The organism is Bradyrhizobium sp. WYCCWR 12699 (assembly GCF_032144035.1).
Classification (GTDB): domain Bacteria; phylum Pseudomonadota; class Alphaproteobacteria; order Rhizobiales; family Xanthobacteraceae; genus Bradyrhizobium.
Map to the genome: position 1 here is coordinate 1,174,108 of NZ_JAVTJN010000039.1, position 18,047 is coordinate 1,192,154.

Below are 18,047 nucleotides of genomic sequence, written 5' to 3' on the forward strand. Positions count from 1 at the left end.
CAGAGGCTTGCGCTCGACGCGAAAATCGTGGCGCAGCGCCAGTCCCGCCCGTATGGTCTGGCCAAAATCATACTCCGGCGCCGCCGCGCCGGAACCGGGACACTCGCGTTTGTCAAAGCTTACCCTGCCGGTCCGCCTCGCTCTTCTGGTCACGGGAACGATGTTGCCGCTGATCGTCTTCGCGGTCGGCATTGCCGTCTACAATTACCAACAGGACCGCGGCGACGCCACGCGCCGCGTGCTGGAGAACGTGCGCAGCATGCGCCTCGTGCTGGATTCCGAGGTTCAGCGCATGACCGGCGGCCTGCAGGTGCTGGCGCTGACCAATTCGCTGCGCAACGGCGACTTCGAGAGCTTCCGCCGCATCGCGCTCGGTTTTGTCGAGCAGTATGGCAAAGGCGGTCTGGTGCTGGTCTCCGACCGCAAGGGCCGGTTGCTGTTTTCCTCCGCGACGGACGACACCGCGAGCCTGCCGGCGCGCGGCAATCTCGCGATCGTCGAAAGGGTCTTTGCGAACAAGTCGCCGCAATATTCCGATCTGTTCACCGGTGCGATCAACGGACGGCAGGTGCTCACCGTCGAGGTTCCGGTGTTTCGCGACGGAGAGGTGATCTACGATCTCTGCTTCAGCCCGCCGATCAGCATCTTTCAGGACCTTGTCGAAAAGCAGCGGCCCGACCAGCTCTGGACCGTGTCCCTGGTCGACACCAAAGCCATCGTTTTCGCCCGCGTACCGAACCCGAGCGCGACGATCGGCAAGCAGGCGTCTGGCGCGATCTACGACGCGATGTCGCGCAGCTCGGAGGAGACCTTGTCGACGGTGTCGCTCGACGGCGTGGCGCTGTCTTCCGCCTTCACCACCTCGCACCTGACCGGCTGGAGGGTCGTGGCCGGCGTCGCCGAGAGCTCGCTGATCGCGCCGCTCTGGCGCAACATCGCGATCACCAGCCTGATCGGCGGCATCCTGCTGCTGACCGGCCTGACCTTCGCGGTCAGAATGGCGACGACGATCGCGCGCGGCGAGATGCTGCACAATCTCCTGATCGACGAGCTCAACCATCGCGTCAAGAACACATTGGCCTTGATGCAGGCGATCGCGGTGCAGACCTTCCGCAGCGCCAGCCGGGACGAGCGGACCAAGTTCGAGGGCCGGCTCGGCGCGCTGGCCGAAGCGCACAACCTGCTGAGCCAGGAGAAATGGGCCGGCTCCGAGCTCCGCGACGTGATCGCCCGCGCGCTTCAACCATTCCTGCTGAACAGTCCCGACCGCATCCGCATGGCCGGTCCCGACGTGCCGCTATCGCCGCGTCTTGCCGTGGTGCTGTCGATGATCGTGCACGAGATCGCCACCAACGCCGCGAAATACGGCGCGCTGTCCAACGAGACCGGCCGGGTGACGCTGAACTGGGAGGTCATCACCGATGCGCCGAAGCCGCGGCTCCGGCTGATCTGGACCGAGATCGGCGGACCGCCGGTGACGGCGCCGGTGCGACGCGGCTTCGGCTCGCGCCTGATCGAGCGCAGCGCCCGCGACCAGCTCGGCGGCGAAGCAACCGTCGACTTCCTGCCGCGCGGCGTGGTCTGCACGGTGGTCTGCACGCTGGACGAGGCACGGTAAACGGGGACGCCCTACCCGATCGTCTGCAGCGCCGGAAAGGTCTCCAGCAGCCAGATGCTCACATTGGAGACCGCGCCGGTGAGAAAGCCGATGCCGGTGATCACCATCAACACGCCCATGGCGCGCTCGACATTGACGAGGTGGCCCTTCATGCGCGCGAACAGCGCCGAGAACTGCTCGATCATCAGGGCGGCGATCAGGAAGGGAATGCCGAGGCCCGCGGAATAAACCGCGAGCAGGCCGGCGCCCTTCGTCACCGTGGCCTCGGCCGCGGCGATCGACAGGATGGCGGCCAGGATCGGGCCGATACAGGGGGTCCAGCCGAACGCGAAGGCAAGGCCCATGATATAGGCGCCCCAGAGGCCGACCGGCTTGGGAATGGGCAGCCGTCCTTCGCGCATCAACAGGCCGATGCGCGTCAGTCCGAGGAAGTGCAGCCCCATGACGATGATGACGATGCCGGCGAGGATCGACAGCTCCGCCGACCAGGCTCGGATCAGCCCGCCGACCAGCGAGGCGCTGGCACCGAGCGCGACGAAGACTGTGGAGAAGCCGAGCACGAACAGCAGCGCCGACATCATGATCGCGCGCTTGGAGGCCGAGGACGGCTCGTCGCTCTCGACATGCTCGATCGTGGCGCCCGTGAGGTAGATCAGATAGGGCGGGACCAGCGGCAGGACGCAAGGCGAGAGGAAGCTGACGAGGCCGGCAATCAGCGCCGCCGGGATCGAAACATTTTGCATGATGCCGTCTGAGCCATCTCAGGTGCCGGTACGGCGCGCGGGGAATGCGCCCGGCCCGGAGCCGAACCGGCTCAGGTGTAGCCGATGCCGGAGAATGCGCAACAGAAGCGCACGAAACCAGGGCTCCTCCCGATGCCGTCTGTGATCACAGGTGCGGCATCGGGACGCGCACAAATCTCGCCAAAAAGCGAGACTCGGCGGCGTGGCTATTTCACCACGCGGAGCAGCGGACGCCGGGGCTGGTCCTGCGTCTGCTTGGAAGGGTGCGGCGGTTCGCTCGCGGCGCTCCGCAGCATTTCGTCGCACAATGCCTTGAGATCGGCACTGTCGATTCCTTTGAGTTTCATCCTGACGTCGAGGATGACAATGGACAGCAGCTCGGCCGACTCACGGCTGTTGCACGCGTTGAGAACCTTGCGGCACTCCTCGAGCGTTTCCAGCACCGACTGCAACTGTTCGTCTGAATGCGACACCGGCGTTCTTTCCGTTAATTCGGCCTGCGAGACGTAATGGTGACGACCCCCTCGGCCCCCATGGAAGACCAAGGATAGCACGAGGCCGCTGTGCCTCTGAACCTGATTTCAGCGGGATTCCGCTGTGGAACCGCGGTTCCGGCTGCCATCGCCGCGTTGCGATGTCGCTCGGTTTCGAAATGATCGGCGAGGAAACGCTTGGAGCGCTGTGATTGATCCATCGAGGGAGACGGCACTAGCTCTCGCGCAACGGCATTCATTGCGGACAGTGCCTGCAATCCCGCAGCCATTTCACGGCTCGCAACGGAACTCACGCCACACCCCTCATCCGGGCGAACAGTCCGCCCGATTCCCAGCCCTTGGCAGCATTCTGATACCACCTACGGGGTAGTAAGGATGACGTTCAAAACTCATCATCCCCCAACCCGCAGTGGTTGTGGTTTGCGCCAGATTCTGCCAGTTTAGCTTTCCGAAGGGACTTGTATGCACTCCTTGGCGGAAAGGGGCGTTCCTGTGGCGGAACGCCCAAAGACAAATCTCAGCGGCCTCTCTGATTGGGATGCGGCCCGCATATTCCTCGAAGTCGTCCGATGCGGAAGTTTCCGTTCGGCGGCCGAACGCCTGTCGCTGTCCATCAACGCCGTGCGCCGGCGGATCGACGATTTCGAACGCCAGACCGGCACCACGCTGTTCACCCGCGATGTCCACGGTACCCATCTGACTGATGAAGGCGCGCTCGTGGTGTCCGCCGTCGAGCGCATGGAGGCTGCCACCTTCGACGTGCTGCGCGCCAGTGATTCGATGGCCAACGCACTGTCCGGCGAGGTCCGCGTCGCCGTCACCGAGGGGCTCGGCACGTTCTGGCTCGCCCCGCGCCTGGTCGAGTTCCAGCAGGCCTATCCGAAAATCCTGGTCGACCTGCATTGCGCGATGCGCTCGGCCGACGTCTCGCGCCACGAGGCCGACGTCGCCATCCATCTGTCGCGTCCCTCGGCGCTCGACATCAAGCTGGTGCGGCTCGGCCGCATGCACCTGATGTTCTGGGCCTCCGAGAAATACATCGAAAAGCATGGCGCGCCGCGTTCGGCGGCGGAATTGATCAAGCATCGCCTGGTGCTGCAATTCGCCGACCAGCTCGCCGCCAAGGAATCCTTCGAGAGCTTCTTCCCGGGCGTTTCGGAGCGTGACCTTCTGGTCATGAAGACCAACGTGTCGAGCGCCAATTATTGGGCGGTCGCGAATGGCGCCGGCATCGGCGTCTTCCCCAGCTACGCCATTGCGCTCGGCGGGAAATTGATTCCACTGGAGGTCGAGCTGAACCGGCCGCTGGATATCTGGTTGTCCTACCATCCCGGTAGCGGCCGTATTCCGCGCGTGCGGCACATGATCGACTGGCTGATCGAAGCTTTCAGTCCAGCTCGTTTCCCGTGGTTTAAGGAAGAATTCGTGCACCCGCATGAATTCAAGGACTCGTATATGGGCGAACCCCTGACCCAGCTCTTCGGGGGATTTTCAACCGAAGAACAAAGGTGAAAACGAAAATGAAAGCAGCGGCGAAGAGAATGAAGCAGCGTAGTGCCGGCAAGCCGGACATCGAGCTCGGCAAGCGGATTCGTCTGCGGCGCGTCGAGATGAAGATCTCGCAGGCCGAGCTCGGCGAAAAGCTCGGCGTCAGCTTCCAGCAGGTCCAGAAATACGAGAAAGGCGTCAATCGCGTCGGCGCGGCTCGGCTTCAGCAGATAGCCTCCGCCCTCGACGTGCCCGTGACTTTCTTCTACGACGGCGACAACAAGGCGCGCGAAGTCGAGAGCCTGCTGTTCCTCGATTCGGCCTTCAGCCTCCGCCTGCTGCGCGCCTACAGCAAGATCAAGGACCAGACGGTGCAACGCCAGCTCGTCTCGCTGATGGAATCGATCGCAGCGAACGAAAGCTGAGATCGACCGACGCTCCGGTCTTCAAGGCCGATCTTTCAATCCGCCGCGTCGCGGGGGCGCGGCCGGATTGAACGAGCATATTCCGGCCCGCGCACTCGCGCGTGGCCTTTCCGGGGCGGCTCGACCGCCCCTTTTTCTTTGCGCGCACGCCACTCCGGACGACGCGCCATGCAATCACCGCACAGGCGGATGCAAACAAGCCCGCCCGGCCCCGGTTGACCCCGCAAGGGCCGGCGCCCCACATTGCCCCCGGCCTACGACCAGCGAGCGCGCAATGCCCGACATCTCCCGTGAAATAGCCTACGCCGACGGCAAGATCCTCCAGCACGTCACCGACGGCGTCGGCGTGATCACCTTCAACAATCCCGACAAGCGCAACGCGATGTCGCTGGAGATGTGGGAGGGATTTGGCGAGGCGCTGACGGCCTTGCGCGACGACGATGCCGTGCGCGTCGTGATCCTGCGCGGTGCCGGCGGCAAGGCCTTCGTCTCCGGCGCCGACATCAGCCAGTTCGAGAAGACCCGCCATAACGCGGCGGCGTCCGAGGAATATGCCAAGCGCAGCGCCGCCCAGCGCGCACTGCTGGCCAACTATCCCAAGCCGACCATCGCCTGCATCCAGGGCTTCTGTCTCGGCGGCGGCATGCAGGTCGCGATGCTCGCCGATATCCGCCTCGCCGCACACGGCAGCCAGTTCGGCATTCCCGCCGCGAAACTCGGCATCGCCTATGGCTATGACGGCTTGAAGCATCTGGTGTCGCTGGTCGGCCCGTCCTGGGCACGGCTGCTGATGTACACGGGCATGCGCATCGAGTCCGCGGAGGCGCTGCGCATCGGCCTCGTCGAGCGCGTGTTCCCGGAGGGCGAGCTCTGGGGTGAGACGATGGCGATCGCGCAGACCATCTCCGAGAACGCCCCGCTGGCGATCAAGGCCGCAAAGATCACGATTGCAGAGGTGCTGAAGGACGAAAGCCGACGCGACATGGACGCGATCAAGTCGATCGGCACCGCCTGCATGGACAGCGCGGATTTCCGCGAGGGCCGGCAGGCCTTCATGGAAAAGCGCAAGCCGCAGTTCCAGGGCAAGTAGCTGAACCTTTGTTCAGGAAGATTAAATTCCTCGTGCGGCTCAGCGCGGTAGCAACCAGTTGATCCCGCGGTAGTTCTCCCGCCACCAACGAGGGAGATTGCGATGAAACTGAAATTTGCTGTGCTTGGTCTGGCTGCCCTTGGCGGCGCGGCGCTCGCATCAGGGCAAGCGCTTGCCGCGATGCCGAACGGCATTCCGCAGGCCGACCGAGTCGCGAGCGGGCCGGCCGCGAATGTCGATCAGGTGCGCTGGGTCTGTAACCCCTGGGGCCGCTGCTTCTGGCGCCCGAACTATTACGGCGCCTATGGCTATTATGGCGGCCCGCGCCGCTTCTACGGCCCGCGTCCGTGGGGCTGGGGTCACCGCCACCACTGGCGCCGCTGGTGAACGACAAAGGGGCCGTAAGGCCCCTTTTCTTTGAGATGAACTGGAGCCCTCGATTGCTTTTCAGAGCGCGCCCAGCACCGCTTTCGTGATGTCCGCGGTGCCGTTGCTGCCGCCGAACTCCATCGGCTTGATGCCGCCGGCATAGACCTGATCCACCGCACGCTCGATCGTCTCGCCCGCTTCCGCCGCGCTCTCGACGCCGTGCTTGTCGGCGAGCCAGTCGAGCATCATAGCCGCCGACAGGATCATGCCGGTCGGATTGGCCTTGCCCTGCCCCATGATATCGGGCGCCGTGCCATGGCAGGGCTGGAACACCGCGTATTTGTCGCCGATGTCGGCCGACGGCGCCATGCCGAGGCCGCCGATCAGGCTCGCGGTGATGTCGGAGACGATGTCGCCGAACATGTTCTCCATCACCATCACGTCGAAATCCCAGGGGCGCTTCACCAGCATCGCCGAACAGGCGTCGACATAGAGCCGGTCGGTCTTCACCCCAGGATGCTTCTTCTCGATCTCGTCGAAGATGCCGCGGAAGAATGCAAAGGCCTTGAACACGTTCGCCTTGTCGACGCAGGTGAGCATCCCCGGCTTGCCGCGCGCCTTGCGCCGCTCGGCCAGGCGAAACGAGAACTCGAACAGACGCTCGGAAGTCCTGCGCGTGATCACCATGGTCTCGCGCGCCTCCTCGTGGGTGACGACGCCCTTGCCCATCGAGGCGAACAGCCCTTCCGTGGATTCGCGGATCACGACGAGATCGATGCCGCGCTGGTCGGCACCGACGATCGGGCTCGGCACGCCAGGAATGAGGCGCGCGGGCCGCACGCCGGCATAGAGATCGAAGATGAAGCGCAGCTCGATCTGCGGCGCGATCTCGGTATTGTCGGGGTAGCGCACCGACGGCAGCCCGCAGGCGCCGAGCAGGATCGCGTCGGCCTCCTCGCAGAGCTTGATCGTCGAATCAGGCATCGATTTTCCGGTCGCCAGATAATTGGTGGCGCCAGCCGGCGCCTCGGTGAAGCGGAAGCTCAGGCCAGATTTGTCGCCGACCTTGCGCAGCACCTCGAGCGCGGGCGCCATGACTTCGGGACCGATGCCGTCACCGGCGAGCACGGCAATGTGGAAGGCGTTGTTTGCGGACATGGATATTCCTAAGACAAGGTGTCATTCCGGGGCGGTCCGCAGGACCGAACCCGGAATCTCGAGGTTCCGGGTTCGATGCTTCGCATCGCCCCGGAACGACAACTGAATTACGGCGTCAGCACCGTGCGCCCGACCACCGCGCCCTGCTGCAATTGCAACAGCGCATCGTTGGCTTTGGCGAGCGGCGCCGTCGTCACCGGGATCGGCGGCACCTTCTTGGTGCGAACGAGGTCGAGCAGCTCCTGCGTTTCGCGCAAGTTTCCGACATAGCTGCCCTGGATCGTGATCGCCTTGATCGGAATCAGCGGCAGCGCCCAGGTCGCGCCGCCGCCGAACAGGCCGACGATGACGAGCTTGCCGCCCTTGGTGAGGCAATCAAACCCGAGCTGGGTCGTCGCGGCGTTGCCGACGAGGTCGATCACGGCGCGGATCGGCCCGCCCGCTTTCTTGGCAAGCTGCTCCAGCGCGTCGGGCGCCTTGGGGTCGACGGTGGCAAGCGCACCGGCCTTCTCGGCGGCTTCGCGTTTCCTGGCGTCGATATCGACCATGATCGCGCCCTTGCCGCCCATCGCCTTCAAGAGCGACAGCGCCATCAGGCCGAGGCCGCCGGCACCGAACATCACGATCGGCGTATCGAAGTACTGCTCGACCTTCTTCAGCGCACTGTAGGTGGTGACGCCCGAGCAGGCATAGGGCGCGGTGGTCGCCGGATCGAGCCCTCTCAGATTGAGCAGATAGCGCGGATGCGGCACCAGCATGTGATCGGAATAGCCGCCGTCGCAATAGACGCCGAGCGAACGCGGCGTCAGGCACATGTTTTCGTCGCCAGCCAGGCAGGTCGCACATTTGCCGCAGCCAATCCAGGGGTAGACGAGACCGACGTCGCCGAGCTTGAGATCGCCCTGGTCGGTCGGCTTCACATCGGGGCCGAAAGCCAGGACTTCGCCGACGGTCTCGTGTCCCATGGTCAGCGGCAGATTGATGCCGCGGTCCTTCAGCGAGAGCGGCTTGCGGCCGTGACCGAGATCGTAGCCGCCTTCCCAGATGTGGAGATCGCTGTGGCAGACGCCGGCCGCCTTCACCTTGATCAGCACCTGCGTGCCCGACGGCTGCGGCGTAGCTTCGTCGAACTCCTGCAACGGCGCCTTGAAATCGGCAACCTTGAAACTCTTCATCGGCGTCCTCCCGCATGCTTCTTGTCGCCGCGCCACCATGCCATGGCCGGCAAGGTGAGACAAACCGGTCTTAGTTCAGGCCAGCGGATGATGGCAAGCCACGAACTGGCCGGGTGCGACTTCGCGCAACTCCGGTATCTCCGCGCTGCATCGCTGATCGGCCCGCGGGCAGCGGGTGCGGAAGCGGCAGCCGGACGGCGGTGCAATCGGCGATGGCGGCTCGCCGCCCGCGACACTCTCGGCGGGACGAACGTCCGGATCGGGCACCGGGATCGCCTGCAACAGCAGTCCCGTATAGGGATGCGCGGGCCTCGCGAACAATTGCTCGGAAGGGCCGACCTCGCAGAGACGGCCGAGATACATCACCGCGACGCGGTCGCTGACCGCTTTGACCACTGCAAGATCATGCGCGATGAACAGCAATGTCAGGCCGAACCGCGCCTTCATCTCCTCCAGCAGGTTGAGGATCTGCGCGCGAATGGAGACGTCGAGCGCCGAGACCGGCTCGTCGCAGACGATGAACTCCGGATTGAGCACCAGAGACCGTGCGATACAGATGCGCTGGCACTGGCCACCGGAGAACTCATGCGGCAGGCGGTTCGCCACGAGATCAGGATCGAGCCCGACCGCGCCAAGCACCTCGTAAACCCTGCGCTTGCGCTCGGCCGCATCCCTGACGCCGGCGATGATCAGCGGTTCGGCCACGATGTCGCCAATGCGGCGGCGCGGGTTCAGGGAAGCGATCGGATCCTGGAAGATCAGCTGCACGCGGCGGCGCATCTTGCGCAACGCCTCGCCCTCCATCGCGGTGAGATCCTCGCCGTCGAACAGTACACGCCCGGATCTGGCGCGGCGCAATTGCAGCACGGCGCGGCCCAGCGTCGACTTGCCGCAGCCGGATTCGCCGACCAGCCCCAGCGTCTCGCCGCGCGCGACCTGAAAGCTGACGCCGGAAACGGCATGCACCGTCTTGTTGCCGAGACCGTATTCTACGACGAGATTGTCGACGTTCAGGAGCGGTTCGGCGCGCACGGCAGGGTGCATCATGCGCCAACTCCCTCCGTCATCTGGATCGGATGGAAGCAGGCATAGAGATGTCCGGGTATCTCCGCGCGCGTCAGCGCGGGCTTGGCGTGGTGACAATCGCTCGCCGCATAGCGGCAGCGCGGCGCGAAGGAGCAGCCGCGCAGCGGTCGCGTCGGATCGGGCGGGCGGCCGGAGATGGCCGGCAGCGGCGTATGCGGCGCGGCATCCAGCTTCGGGATCGCCGCCAGCAACGCCTCGGTGTAGGGCATATGCATGCGCTTGAACAAGGCCGAGGTCGGTGCGCGCTCCACCACCCTGCCGGCATACATCACTGCGACCTCGTCGGCACGGCCGGCGACGACGCCGAGATCGTGGGTGATGATGATCATGGCCATGTGGCGGCGGCGTTGTTCGCGCGCGAGCAGATCCAGGATCTGCGCCTGGATGGTCACGTCGAGCGCGGTCGTCGGCTCGTCCGCGATCAAGAGCTTCGGCTCGCAGGACAGCGCGATCGCAATCGCGATGCGCTGTCGCATGCCGCCGGAACATTGATGCGGATATTGCGCGAGCCGCTGCTCCGGCGCGGGAATGCCGACCGCCGCCAGCAGCTCGATGCTGCGCTTCCGTGCCTCGGGCGCATCGAGCTCGAGATGCTCCTGGATCGTCTCCATCAACTGTGTGCCGATGGTCAGGACCGGATTGAGCGAGGTCATGGGATCCTGGAACACGACGGCGAGGTCGCGCCCGCGCAGGCGTCGCAGGCGTTCCGGCGCGAGCCGCACCAGGTCCTGGCCGTCGAACATCACGCGACCCGTGAGCTTTGCCTTTTTCGGCAGCAGCTGCAGCACCGCGCGCGACAGCATGGTCTTGCCGCAACCGGATTCGCCGACGATGCCGAGCGTGCGGCCCGCCTCCAGCGACAGGTCGACATGATCGACGGCCCGCAGCGTTCCGCGCGGGGTCGGCAGCTCGACCGCGACGTTCGCGATGGTCAGAAGGGGGCCGCTCACAGCGCCCCCTGACGCGGGTCGGTCAGGGCCCGCAAGGTGTCGCCGACCAGATTGAAGGCCAGCACGGTCAGGAACAGTCCGGCCGCCGGCAGAAACGCCAGCCGCGGCGCGACGTCGAGGCTGTCGCGCCCCTCGCCGATCATGCTGCCCCAGCTCGCCATCGGCGGCGGCACGCCGAGACCGAGGAAGGACAGCGCACCCTCGACGACGATGGTGACGGCGACGCCGAGCAGGAAGAAGGCCAGCAGCGGCAGGATCACGTTTGGCAACAGCTCGCGCAGGAGGATGCGCGCATGGCTGGCACCGAGCGCCTCGGCCGCAATCACGAATTCCCGCCGCGCTAGCGTCAGCGTCGCCGCCCGCGCGACCCGCATGAAGGCGGGAATGCCGAGCACACCGAGGATCAGGGTGAGGTTGGGGACCGACTGGCCGAGATAAGCGGTCACCGCGAGCGCAAAAATCAGCGGCGGAAAGGCAAGCAGCACGTCCATGCCGCCGACCACCAGCGTCTCGAACCGGCCGCGGAAATAGCCGGCGAGCAGGCCAAACGCGCCGCCGATAGTCAGGCCGATCATCGGTGCGATCAACCCGACCGTCAGCGAGGCCCGCGCGCCGAAAATCAGGCGGGCAAGCTCGTCGCGGCCGAGTCCGTCGGTGCCGAACCAATGCGCGCTGGAGAACGCCGCACGTCGCTCCAGCATGTCCATGTCGACGGGATTTTGCAGTGGCAGCACCGGCGCGAGGATCGCGAGCGCAAGGATGATCGCGAGCCAGGTGCTCGCGAGCCAGAACAAGAGGCCGAGCTGGCGCTTGCGGCCAGCCGGCACGGGCACCGCCTCGTCCTGCATCGAGAGCTCAAGCGCGGGCATGGCGGATCCTGGGGTCGAGCACGGCGTAGAGCATGTCGACGATGAAGTTCACGATGACGAAGCCGCAGGCGACCAACAGCACCACGCCCTGGAGAATGACGAGGTCGCGGGTGTAGATCGCACCGACCAGGAGACGGCCGATGCCGGGCAGCGCAAAGATCGATTCCACGATCAACGTGCCGCCGAGCAGGCGGCCGATATTGATGCCGGTCACCGTCACCAGGGTCAGGGACGACGGCTTCAGCGCATGCACGAACAGGATACGCGCCGGCTTGAGGCCTTTTGCCTTGGCGAGCGCGATATAGTCCTCCTGCAGGGTCGCGATCATGTCGGAGCGCAGCACCCGCATGATGCCAGGCCATTCCGCCAGCGCCAGCGTCAGCGCCGGCAGCACGAAGAAGCGCAGATTGCCCAGCGGCTCCTCGGTGAACGGCACATAGCCAGTCGCCGGCAGCCAGTGCAGCTCGACCGCAAACAAATAGATCAGCAGGATCGCCATCAGGAAAGACGGCATCGACAGCATCGCGAACGCGCTGCCCGTCATGAAGCGGTCGAACGCGCCGCCGGCCCGCGCAGCACAGGCGATCGCGACGGGAACGCCGATCAAGAGGCCGATGAACTCGGCCATCAGCATCAGCTCGAGCGAGACCGGAATGCGCTCGGCGACCGCCTGCAACACCGTCTGCCCGGTGCGGAACGAGCGGCCGAGGTCGCCTTGCAGGACGTGACCGAGCCAGCTCAGATAACGCCACCACAGCGGCTGGTCGAGCCCCATGTCGCGGCGCAGCGCCGCTACGTTCTCCGGCGTCGCCTGATCGCCGAGGATGACCAAAGCAAGATCGCCCGGCAGCAGCGAGGCGATCAGAAAGGTCAGCAGCGAGACCGCGAGCAGCACCGGCAGCATGGCAAGCAGTCGCCGAACGACGAAGTTCAGCATCGCGCCGTCATTCCAGCCAGGTCGTCGAAACGTCGATCACACCGTTGTAGATCTTCGGGAAGCCCTTCAGCTTGGCGCTCGACAGCGCGTAATAGGTGTTCTGGAACGTCCAGAACCAGATCGCCTCCTTGTTGATCAGGCGGCCGATGGCGCAGTAATCCTCGGTGCGCTGGCCGACATCGGCGGTGACGCGCGCGTGGTCCAGCAGCTTGTCCAGTTCGGGGTTCGAATACCCGGCGAGCGCCAGCGGGCTGCCGGTGCGGAAATTCGCGTACATTTGCGGATCTGGATCGGCGAGATCGACGATGCGCCACGGCGTCATCTGGAACTGGCGGGTGAAGGCACGCGAGGGAATGGTGGCCTGATCGACCTGCTCGATCTCCATGTTGGCGCCGACGCGCTTCCAGAACTGCTGCAGCACCTGGCCCACCATGCGGCCCCTAGGCGTCGCGGTCACCAGCGTCTTGAACTCGACCGGCTTGCCGTAATCCTTGATCAGCGCCTTGGCCTTCTCGACGTCGAACGGCAGCGCGCCGTCGTCCTTGCACTTGACCCAGGAGCCGTCGCCATAGGGGTTGGTCGCGGGCCGGCCGAGGCCATTGGTGATCGCCTGCGACATCTTCGGGCGATCGATCGCCATCACGAGCGCCTGTCGCACACGAACGTCGTCGAATGGCGCCACCTTGGTGTTGAAGGCGTAAACCTGCGCACCCGAGCCCTTGTAGGTGTGAACGGTGAGCTTGGGGTCCTTCTGCGCCTTCATGATGTTGTCGGCGTCGTTCTCGTCGTCCCAGATGATGTCGGCCTCGCCCGATTGCAGCGAAGCGAAGCGCGACTGCGCATCGGGCAACGGCTTCAGGACAATGCGGTCGAGATAGGGCCGGCCCTTGTCCCAGTAATTGGGATTCTTCTCCAGCACCATGCGGTCGCCGGCGGTCCATGATTTCAGGATGTAGGGACCGGTGCCGACGGGGTTGCGGTTGTAGTCGTCGCCCTTAGTCTTCCAGGCCGTCGGCGAATGCACGACATTGTTCTGACTCTGGATGGTGATCGTCGCCGGCAGGTTCACGGAGGGATCGGTCAGATTGAAGACGACGGTGTGCTCGTCCGGCGCCAGCACCTCCTTCATGTTGGTGATGTAGAAGGCGCAGCGGCACTTGTTGGCGGGGTCCTTCTGCCGGTCGAAATTCTCCTTGAAGGCCTGCGCATTGAACGGCGTGCCGTCGTGGAATTTCACGCCCTCGCGCAGCTTGAAGGTCCAGCTCTTGTAATCGTCGGAATGGGTCCAGGACACCGCGAGCTTCGGTGCCGGCTCGCCCTTGTCGTCGAGCGTTGTCAGCGTGTCGAAGATCGCGGCGGCAGCGGTGTTGGTCGAGGTGTCGTAAACGCCGACCTTGAGCGGGTCGAAGCCGGGGATGTCGAGCTCCTGGCCGACGGTGATGCTGCCACCGGACTTCTGCGCCTGCGCAGGCTCGGCCAGCGGAAGGATGCCAAATGCCGCAACAAGGAAAATCGGCGCGTGCTTGCGCGCCGCGGCAGCAATCTTCGTCATGGTTCCTCCCGGGATCCCTCGTCCGATGTTTCGGATCGCTGAATGACTGGAGGCGAGATTGACGACAAAAGCGCGCCGCGGCAAGAGGAACGCGCGCGAGATCACGCCGCATGTGCGACGCAATGCTGCTCACAATGTCGCGGCGGTTTTGCCTGTCGGAATTGACGCCTCGTCAGCGAGGCCGAGCTCCTCGCGCAGCGCATCCGTATGCTCGCCGAGCGCAGCCATCGTCTTGGCGGGCGTGGTGTCGGCGCCCGACATCCGGAACGGCAGGTTGAGCACCCGAAAGGAGCCGCCCTCGTCCTGCACGGACGTGAGCGCCTGCCGGTGCGCGAGCTGCGGATCGGCCAGCGCCTCGGACACGGTGCGATAGGCCGAAGCCGGCACGCCGGCCGCACTGAGCGCTGCGAGACACGCATCGGTCGTGAACTGCCGCGACCAGGCTTCGACGCCGTCCATCACCTCCGCCCAATTGTCGCGGCGCGGGGCATAGGTGGCAAAGCGCGCATCGGTGATCCATTCGGGACGGCCGATCACACCCATCAGCGCCTGAAATGTCTTCTCGCTGGCGACCGTGATCATGACATAGCCGCTTGCCGTCTCGGTCGGCCCGAACATCGGGCGTGGCGGCGGCTTCACGGCGAATTGCGCACTCTGTAATTCGGTCAGCGTCAGTGACAGCATCGATTCCAGCATGGACACGTCGATGTGCTGGCCGAGCCCGGTCACGGTCCGCTGATAGAGCGCGGACGCGATCGCGCCGAAACCATAGGTGCCGGTGACGACGTCGGCGTGATAGATGCCGCAATAATCGGGGCGATTGCGGCCGGGCTGGTAGGCGAGATGCGCCATGTCGTAGCCGGAGGCGGCATGGATCACCGGCGCGTAGGCCGGCAGCTCGGCCGAAGGGCCGCTCTGGCCGTAGCCGGAGATCGAGCAATAGATCAGCCTCGGATTGACGGTGCGCAGCCTGTCGTAGTCGAGCCGCAGCCGGTGCATCACGCCGGGGCGGAAGTTCTCGACCAGGATATCCGATGTCGCGGCCAGCCGGCGGACCGCCTCCTTGCCGTCCTCGGATTTGAGGTCCAGCACCACGCTCTTCTTGCCTACATTGAGCTGGCCGAACGTGGTACTATGACCCTTGCGCAGAGGCGGCCGGGTCCGCATCGTTTCGCCGCCGTCGGTCTCGATCTTGATGACCTCGGCGCCCATGTCTGCAAGCATCCGCGCGCAATGAGGACCGGCGATGGTGGTCGAAAAATCCAGGACCCTCAGGCCCGCGAAGGCCTTTGTCGTCATCCCCTCATGCTCATCTGCTAGCTGCATACTCGCTGCGTCCTCGGTCGCGTAGGAACAATCGATGTTCTCTCTTGTTGATGCGCCGACCCTAGAGGGCGGCGGCTGAGTAGGAAAGTCTTTACCGAACCGACGTGTCTCGTAGGCGGGCTTGGGAATTTCCGGGACAACTGGACCCGTTCTTGCATAACAGCAAACGGGATCGGAAGAGGGCAGCTGTTCTTGAGGGTCTTGTTCGTCACCACGGAGATGGACGACTTCGTCCGCGTCGGCGGACTCGGCGCCGTGTCTGCGGCCCTGCCCCGCGCCCTTCGCTCCTTCGCCGATATCCGGATCATGCTGCCCGGCTATCGCGACATCATCGAACAACTCACGCATATTCAGGTCGTTGGCCGTTGTCCGGCGTTCGCGGAAATGCCGGCCTGCTCGCTCGGCCGGGCCGCGACCAAGGACGGAATGCCGGTCTACGTGCTGCTCTGCTCGCAACTCTACGACCGGCCGGGCAACCCCTATGGCGACGAGTCCGGACGCGACTGGCCGGACAACGACATCCGCTTCGCGCGCTTTGCCTCTGCGGCCGCTGAGCTGGCCATGGGCAGGCTGGACAAGAATTGGGCAGCAGACCTGATCCATGCCAATGACTGGCAGGCCTCGCTCGTGCCGGCCTATCTCGCCTGGGGCGGCGCCAAGCTGCCGTCGATCCTGACGATTCACAACCTCGCCTATCAGGGCCTCTTCCCGAAGGAGGCGCTGCGGCGGATCGGCGCACCGGAGAGCTCCTTCCACATCGACGGCATCGAGTTCTACGACCAGCTCTCCTTCCTCAAGGCCGGCCTCGTCTACGCCTCGCACCTCACCACCGTCAGCGGCACCTATGCGCGGGAGATCACCACGGCCGAGTTCGGCTGCGGTCTGGAGGGCCTGCTCCGTCAGCGCTCGGACGCGGCCGAGCTCACCGGCATCCTCAACGGCATCGACGAGAGCTGGGACCCGCGCTCCTGTGCCCAGCTGGCCCAGCAGTTCGGTGCCGGTGACTGGGTCGGCAAGAGGGCCAACGCGGATTACGTCCGCAAGCAATTCGGCCTTGCGGTCTCGCGCGGCCCGATGTTCGGCATCGTCGCGCGCCTCGTGCACCAGAAGGGCATCGACCTCGTGCTGTCGGCCGCCGACGAGATCGTCGATGCCGGCGGGCAGATCGTGGTCACCGGCTCCGGCGAGCCGGCGCTCGAGCAGGCCCTGATCGACGCGCACCGCCGCCGCCCCGACGCCATCGGCGTGGTGATCGGCTTCAACGACGCTCAGGCTCGCCGCATCTTTGCGGGCAGCGATTTCACCCTGATGCCGTCGCGTTTCGAGCCCTGCGGCCTCAGCCAGATGTACGCCCAGCGCTTCGGCTCGCTGCCGATCGGGCACCAGACCGGCGGCCTCGCCGAGACCATCACCGACGGCGAGACCGGATTCCTGTTCTCGAAACCCTCGCGCGATTCCTTCCTCGGCGGCGTCCGCCGGGCCTTCTCGGCTTTCAGGGCGCAAGACCAACTCGACACCATGCGCCGCAGCGCTATGGGACGTTCGTTCTCCTGGAGCATCTCGGCGGGAAGCTACAGCGCGCTGTATCGCAGGCTGGCGTCGGTGTGAGGTAGGCTCCTCGCAATCACGGCGTTGAGAGAGTCTGCGCTCCACTCCGGCTTCGTGCCCCGGACGCAGCGCAGCGTCTCTCCGACGGTGCGCTGCTGAGCCGGGGCCCATGATGCGCCGGAGTTCGTGGCCCCTGGGTCCCGGCTCTGCGCCGCAACGCGCTTCGCGCGTTGTGGCTTGTCCGGGACACGAGAGATCAGGCTTTCACCCCTTCCCGCGCATGTCCATCTGCGGCCGACCGATCCAGGCGCGGTTGAGACAGCGCGTCATCCAGTCGGGCTGCGGTTCGCCGCGCAAGCGCGCCTGCGCTTCCTGAAAGGGCCCGACGTAGCGCAGCCTGGCCGGCAATTTCGGATAGACGCGCCGGATCCAGCGCAGCGCATTGTCGGCCGCCTTCTCGTCGCGCGCGTCCAGCTCAAACCCAAAGCCTGCACGTATCGGCTCCGGCAACATCTGCGCCGTCAGCGCGCGGTACCAGCGCGGCGGCCGCAGCCAAGGTCGCGCACCGCTGAAGATTTGCGTCGCGATCTCGCGTGCCGCCGGGCTGACGGTCAGCGTCTCCGACTGCGCCATCGTCGCGGTGTAGGCGGTAAAGCCCGACCAGTCCGCCGGCAGATCGTCCGAGGTCAATCCGAACAAGGCACCGAACAGCCGGCTCTCCATCCAGTAACGCTCGCGCTCCTCCGCCGAGAATGACGGCAGCACCAAATCGTGCGCCATCAGCGCGGACTCCACCAGCGTCGCGTGAACCCAGCGCAGCGACGGAATGTCGTTGGCACAATAGCGCGAGCCTGCCGCGAACGGGCCGACGGTCTCGGGCATCTCTCCGACGATCATGCTGTGACGACGGTGCAATTGCCGGGCCGATAGCAAGGCCCGGTCGAGCGAGCCGAACACCATGGCAAAGACGATGTCGAAGGTGCGATGGAAGCGGCCGATCGGATCGGCAAACGTGCTGGAATGCTCGGCGATGGCGGCAGCGACCCAAGGGTGGGCCAGCTGCAGCAACAACGCGCGGCCGGCGCCGAGAAAGATGATGGCCTCGCGGTCGATCCGCCAGGTCAGCGTGTCAGGGCCGAACACTCCGGCGACCGGCCCCGCTGCGCAAGCGCGGACCTGATCGAGCGTTGCCTCGAGATCGTTCGCGGACACCATCTGC

The 18,047-nt window shown here is 65.3% G+C and carries 17 protein-coding genes; 6 read left to right on the forward strand and 11 right to left on the reverse strand.

Annotated elements, in window-relative coordinates:
- The first annotated feature begins 160 nt into the window (after positions 1 to 160).
- Positions 161 to 1,618, forward strand: coding sequence for a sensor histidine kinase (locus RPS27_RS36140; RefSeq protein WP_211418306.1), 1,458 nt, complete (start codon positions 161 to 163; stop codon positions 1,616 to 1,618).
- Positions 1,619 to 1,629: 11 nt separating this feature from the next.
- On the opposite strand, the gene RPS27_RS36145 is transcribed toward RPS27_RS36140, so the two are convergent.
- Complete coding sequence (locus tag RPS27_RS36145) at positions 1,630 to 2,361, reverse strand: cytochrome c biogenesis CcdA family protein (RefSeq protein ID WP_194406907.1); 732 nt, start codon at positions 2,359 to 2,361, stop codon at positions 1,630 to 1,632.
- A 206-nt stretch (positions 2,362 to 2,567) separates the two neighbouring features.
- Entirely contained in the window at positions 2,568 to 2,834 is a 267-nt protein-coding gene (locus RPS27_RS36150; protein ID WP_194406906.1) for a hypothetical protein, read from the reverse strand.
- Between the two features lie 483 nt (positions 2,835 to 3,317).
- Here RPS27_RS36150 and RPS27_RS36155 point away from each other — a divergent pair, with 483 nt between their 5' ends.
- The 4 genes from RPS27_RS36155 (at position 3,318) to RPS27_RS36170 (ending at position 6,245) form a co-directional block, all read left to right on the forward strand.
- Positions 3,318 to 4,367, forward strand: a complete 1,050-nt coding sequence (locus RPS27_RS36155; protein WP_194406905.1) for a LysR family transcriptional regulator — start codon at positions 3,318 to 3,320, stop codon at positions 4,365 to 4,367.
- Between the two features lie 29 nt (positions 4,368 to 4,396).
- On the forward strand, positions 4,397 to 4,768 hold the full coding sequence (locus tag RPS27_RS36160) for a helix-turn-helix domain-containing protein (protein ID WP_020608151.1): 372 nt from the start codon (positions 4,397 to 4,399) through the stop codon (positions 4,766 to 4,768).
- Positions 4,769 to 5,042: 274 nt separating this feature from the next.
- The gene (locus RPS27_RS36165; protein WP_211417851.1) at positions 5,043 to 5,858 is read left to right on the forward strand and encodes an enoyl-CoA hydratase; all 816 of its coding nucleotides are present in this window, start codon (positions 5,043 to 5,045) and stop codon (positions 5,856 to 5,858) included.
- A gap of 102 nt (positions 5,859 to 5,960) precedes the next feature.
- Positions 5,961 to 6,245, forward strand: coding sequence for a hypothetical protein (locus tag RPS27_RS36170; protein WP_194406903.1), 285 nt, complete (start codon positions 5,961 to 5,963; stop codon positions 6,243 to 6,245).
- Between the two features lie 60 nt (positions 6,246 to 6,305).
- On the opposite strand, the gene RPS27_RS36175 is transcribed toward RPS27_RS36170, so the two are convergent.
- The 8 genes from RPS27_RS36175 to RPS27_RS36210 all read right to left on the reverse strand — a co-directional run bounded on the left by RPS27_RS36175 (position 6,306) and on the right by RPS27_RS36210 (position 15,280).
- Positions 6,306 to 7,385, reverse strand: a complete 1,080-nt coding sequence (locus tag RPS27_RS36175; protein WP_212065366.1) for an isocitrate/isopropylmalate dehydrogenase family protein — start codon at positions 7,383 to 7,385, stop codon at positions 6,306 to 6,308.
- Between the two features lie 107 nt (positions 7,386 to 7,492).
- Positions 7,493 to 8,560: an alcohol dehydrogenase gene (locus RPS27_RS36180; RefSeq protein WP_212065367.1), complete on the reverse strand. Its 1,068-nt coding sequence runs from the start codon at positions 8,558 to 8,560 to the stop codon at positions 7,493 to 7,495.
- Between the two features lie 75 nt (positions 8,561 to 8,635).
- On the reverse strand, positions 8,636 to 9,607 hold the full coding sequence (locus tag RPS27_RS36185; RefSeq protein ID WP_212065368.1) for an ABC transporter ATP-binding protein: 972 nt from the start codon (positions 9,605 to 9,607) through the stop codon (positions 8,636 to 8,638).
- Entirely contained in the window at positions 9,604 to 10,596 is a 993-nt protein-coding gene (locus RPS27_RS36190; protein WP_212065369.1) for an ABC transporter ATP-binding protein, read from the reverse strand. The genes RPS27_RS36185 and RPS27_RS36190 overlap by 4 nt, the downstream gene beginning before the upstream one ends.
- Positions 10,593 to 11,465, reverse strand: coding sequence for an ABC transporter permease (locus RPS27_RS36195; RefSeq protein WP_212065370.1), 873 nt, complete (start codon positions 11,463 to 11,465; stop codon positions 10,593 to 10,595). The genes RPS27_RS36190 and RPS27_RS36195 overlap by 4 nt, the downstream gene beginning before the upstream one ends.
- Positions 11,452 to 12,402: an ABC transporter permease gene (locus RPS27_RS36200; protein ID WP_212065371.1), complete on the reverse strand. Its 951-nt coding sequence runs from the start codon at positions 12,400 to 12,402 to the stop codon at positions 11,452 to 11,454. The genes RPS27_RS36195 and RPS27_RS36200 overlap by 14 nt, the downstream gene beginning before the upstream one ends.
- A gap of 7 nt (positions 12,403 to 12,409) precedes the next feature.
- Positions 12,410 to 13,954 (reverse strand): ABC transporter substrate-binding protein, encoded by a 1,545-nt coding sequence (locus RPS27_RS36205; protein ID WP_313755007.1) that lies wholly within the window; start codon positions 13,952 to 13,954, stop codon positions 12,410 to 12,412.
- Between the two features lie 129 nt (positions 13,955 to 14,083).
- Positions 14,084 to 15,280 (reverse strand): CaiB/BaiF CoA transferase family protein, encoded by a 1,197-nt coding sequence (locus tag RPS27_RS36210; RefSeq protein ID WP_212065373.1) that lies wholly within the window; start codon positions 15,278 to 15,280, stop codon positions 14,084 to 14,086.
- A gap of 192 nt (positions 15,281 to 15,472) precedes the next feature.
- On the opposite strand from RPS27_RS36210, the gene glgA reads away from it, so the two are divergent.
- Positions 15,473 to 16,888, forward strand: a complete 1,416-nt coding sequence (gene glgA, locus RPS27_RS36215; RefSeq protein WP_212065374.1) for a glycogen synthase GlgA — start codon at positions 15,473 to 15,475, stop codon at positions 16,886 to 16,888.
- A gap of 204 nt (positions 16,889 to 17,092) precedes the next feature.
- Here the strand turns inward: glgA and RPS27_RS36220 are convergent, their stop codons facing one another.
- Entirely contained in the window at positions 17,093 to 18,043 is a 951-nt protein-coding gene (locus RPS27_RS36220; protein ID WP_212065697.1) for an oxygenase MpaB family protein, read from the reverse strand.
- Between the last annotated feature and the right edge of the window lie 4 nt (positions 18,044 to 18,047).

What these genes read in the sequence shown, in the direction of transcription:
- RPS27_RS36140 (WP_211418306.1), top strand. Translation starts at nt 161, where the DNA reads ATGTTGCCGCTGATCGTCTTCGCGGTCGGCATTGCCGTCTACAATTAC.
- RPS27_RS36145 (WP_194406907.1), bottom strand. Translation starts at nt 2,361, where the DNA reads ATGCAAAATGTTTCGATCCCGGCGGCGCTGATTGCCGGCCTCGTCAGC.
- RPS27_RS36155 (WP_194406905.1), top strand. Translation starts at nt 3,318, where the DNA reads ATGCACTCCTTGGCGGAAAGGGGCGTTCCTGTGGCGGAACGCCCAAAG.
- RPS27_RS36160 (WP_020608151.1), top strand. Translation starts at nt 4,397, where the DNA reads ATGAAGCAGCGTAGTGCCGGCAAGCCGGACATCGAGCTCGGCAAGCGG.
- RPS27_RS36165 (WP_211417851.1), top strand. Translation starts at nt 5,043, where the DNA reads ATGCCCGACATCTCCCGTGAAATAGCCTACGCCGACGGCAAGATCCTC.
- RPS27_RS36170 (WP_194406903.1), top strand. Translation starts at nt 5,961, where the DNA reads ATGAAACTGAAATTTGCTGTGCTTGGTCTGGCTGCCCTTGGCGGCGCG.
- RPS27_RS36175 (WP_212065366.1), bottom strand. Translation starts at nt 7,385, where the DNA reads ATGTCCGCAAACAACGCCTTCCACATTGCCGTGCTCGCCGGTGACGGC.
- RPS27_RS36180 (WP_212065367.1), bottom strand. Translation starts at nt 8,560, where the DNA reads ATGAAGAGTTTCAAGGTTGCCGATTTCAAGGCGCCGTTGCAGGAGTTC.
- RPS27_RS36185 (WP_212065368.1), bottom strand. Translation starts at nt 9,607, where the DNA reads ATGATGCACCCTGCCGTGCGCGCCGAACCGCTCCTGAACGTCGACAAT.
- RPS27_RS36195 (WP_212065370.1), bottom strand. Translation starts at nt 11,465, where the DNA reads ATGCCCGCGCTTGAGCTCTCGATGCAGGACGAGGCGGTGCCCGTGCCG.
- RPS27_RS36200 (WP_212065371.1), bottom strand. Translation starts at nt 12,402, where the DNA reads ATGCTGAACTTCGTCGTTCGGCGACTGCTTGCCATGCTGCCGGTGCTG.
- RPS27_RS36205 (WP_313755007.1), bottom strand. Translation starts at nt 13,954, where the DNA reads ATGACGAAGATTGCTGCCGCGGCGCGCAAGCACGCGCCGATTTTCCTT.
- RPS27_RS36210 (WP_212065373.1), bottom strand. Translation starts at nt 15,280, where the DNA reads ATGCAGCTAGCAGATGAGCATGAGGGGATGACGACAAAGGCCTTCGCG.
- RPS27_RS36220 (WP_212065697.1), bottom strand. Translation starts at nt 18,043, where the DNA reads ATGGTGTCCGCGAACGATCTCGAGGCAACGCTCGATCAGGTCCGCGCT.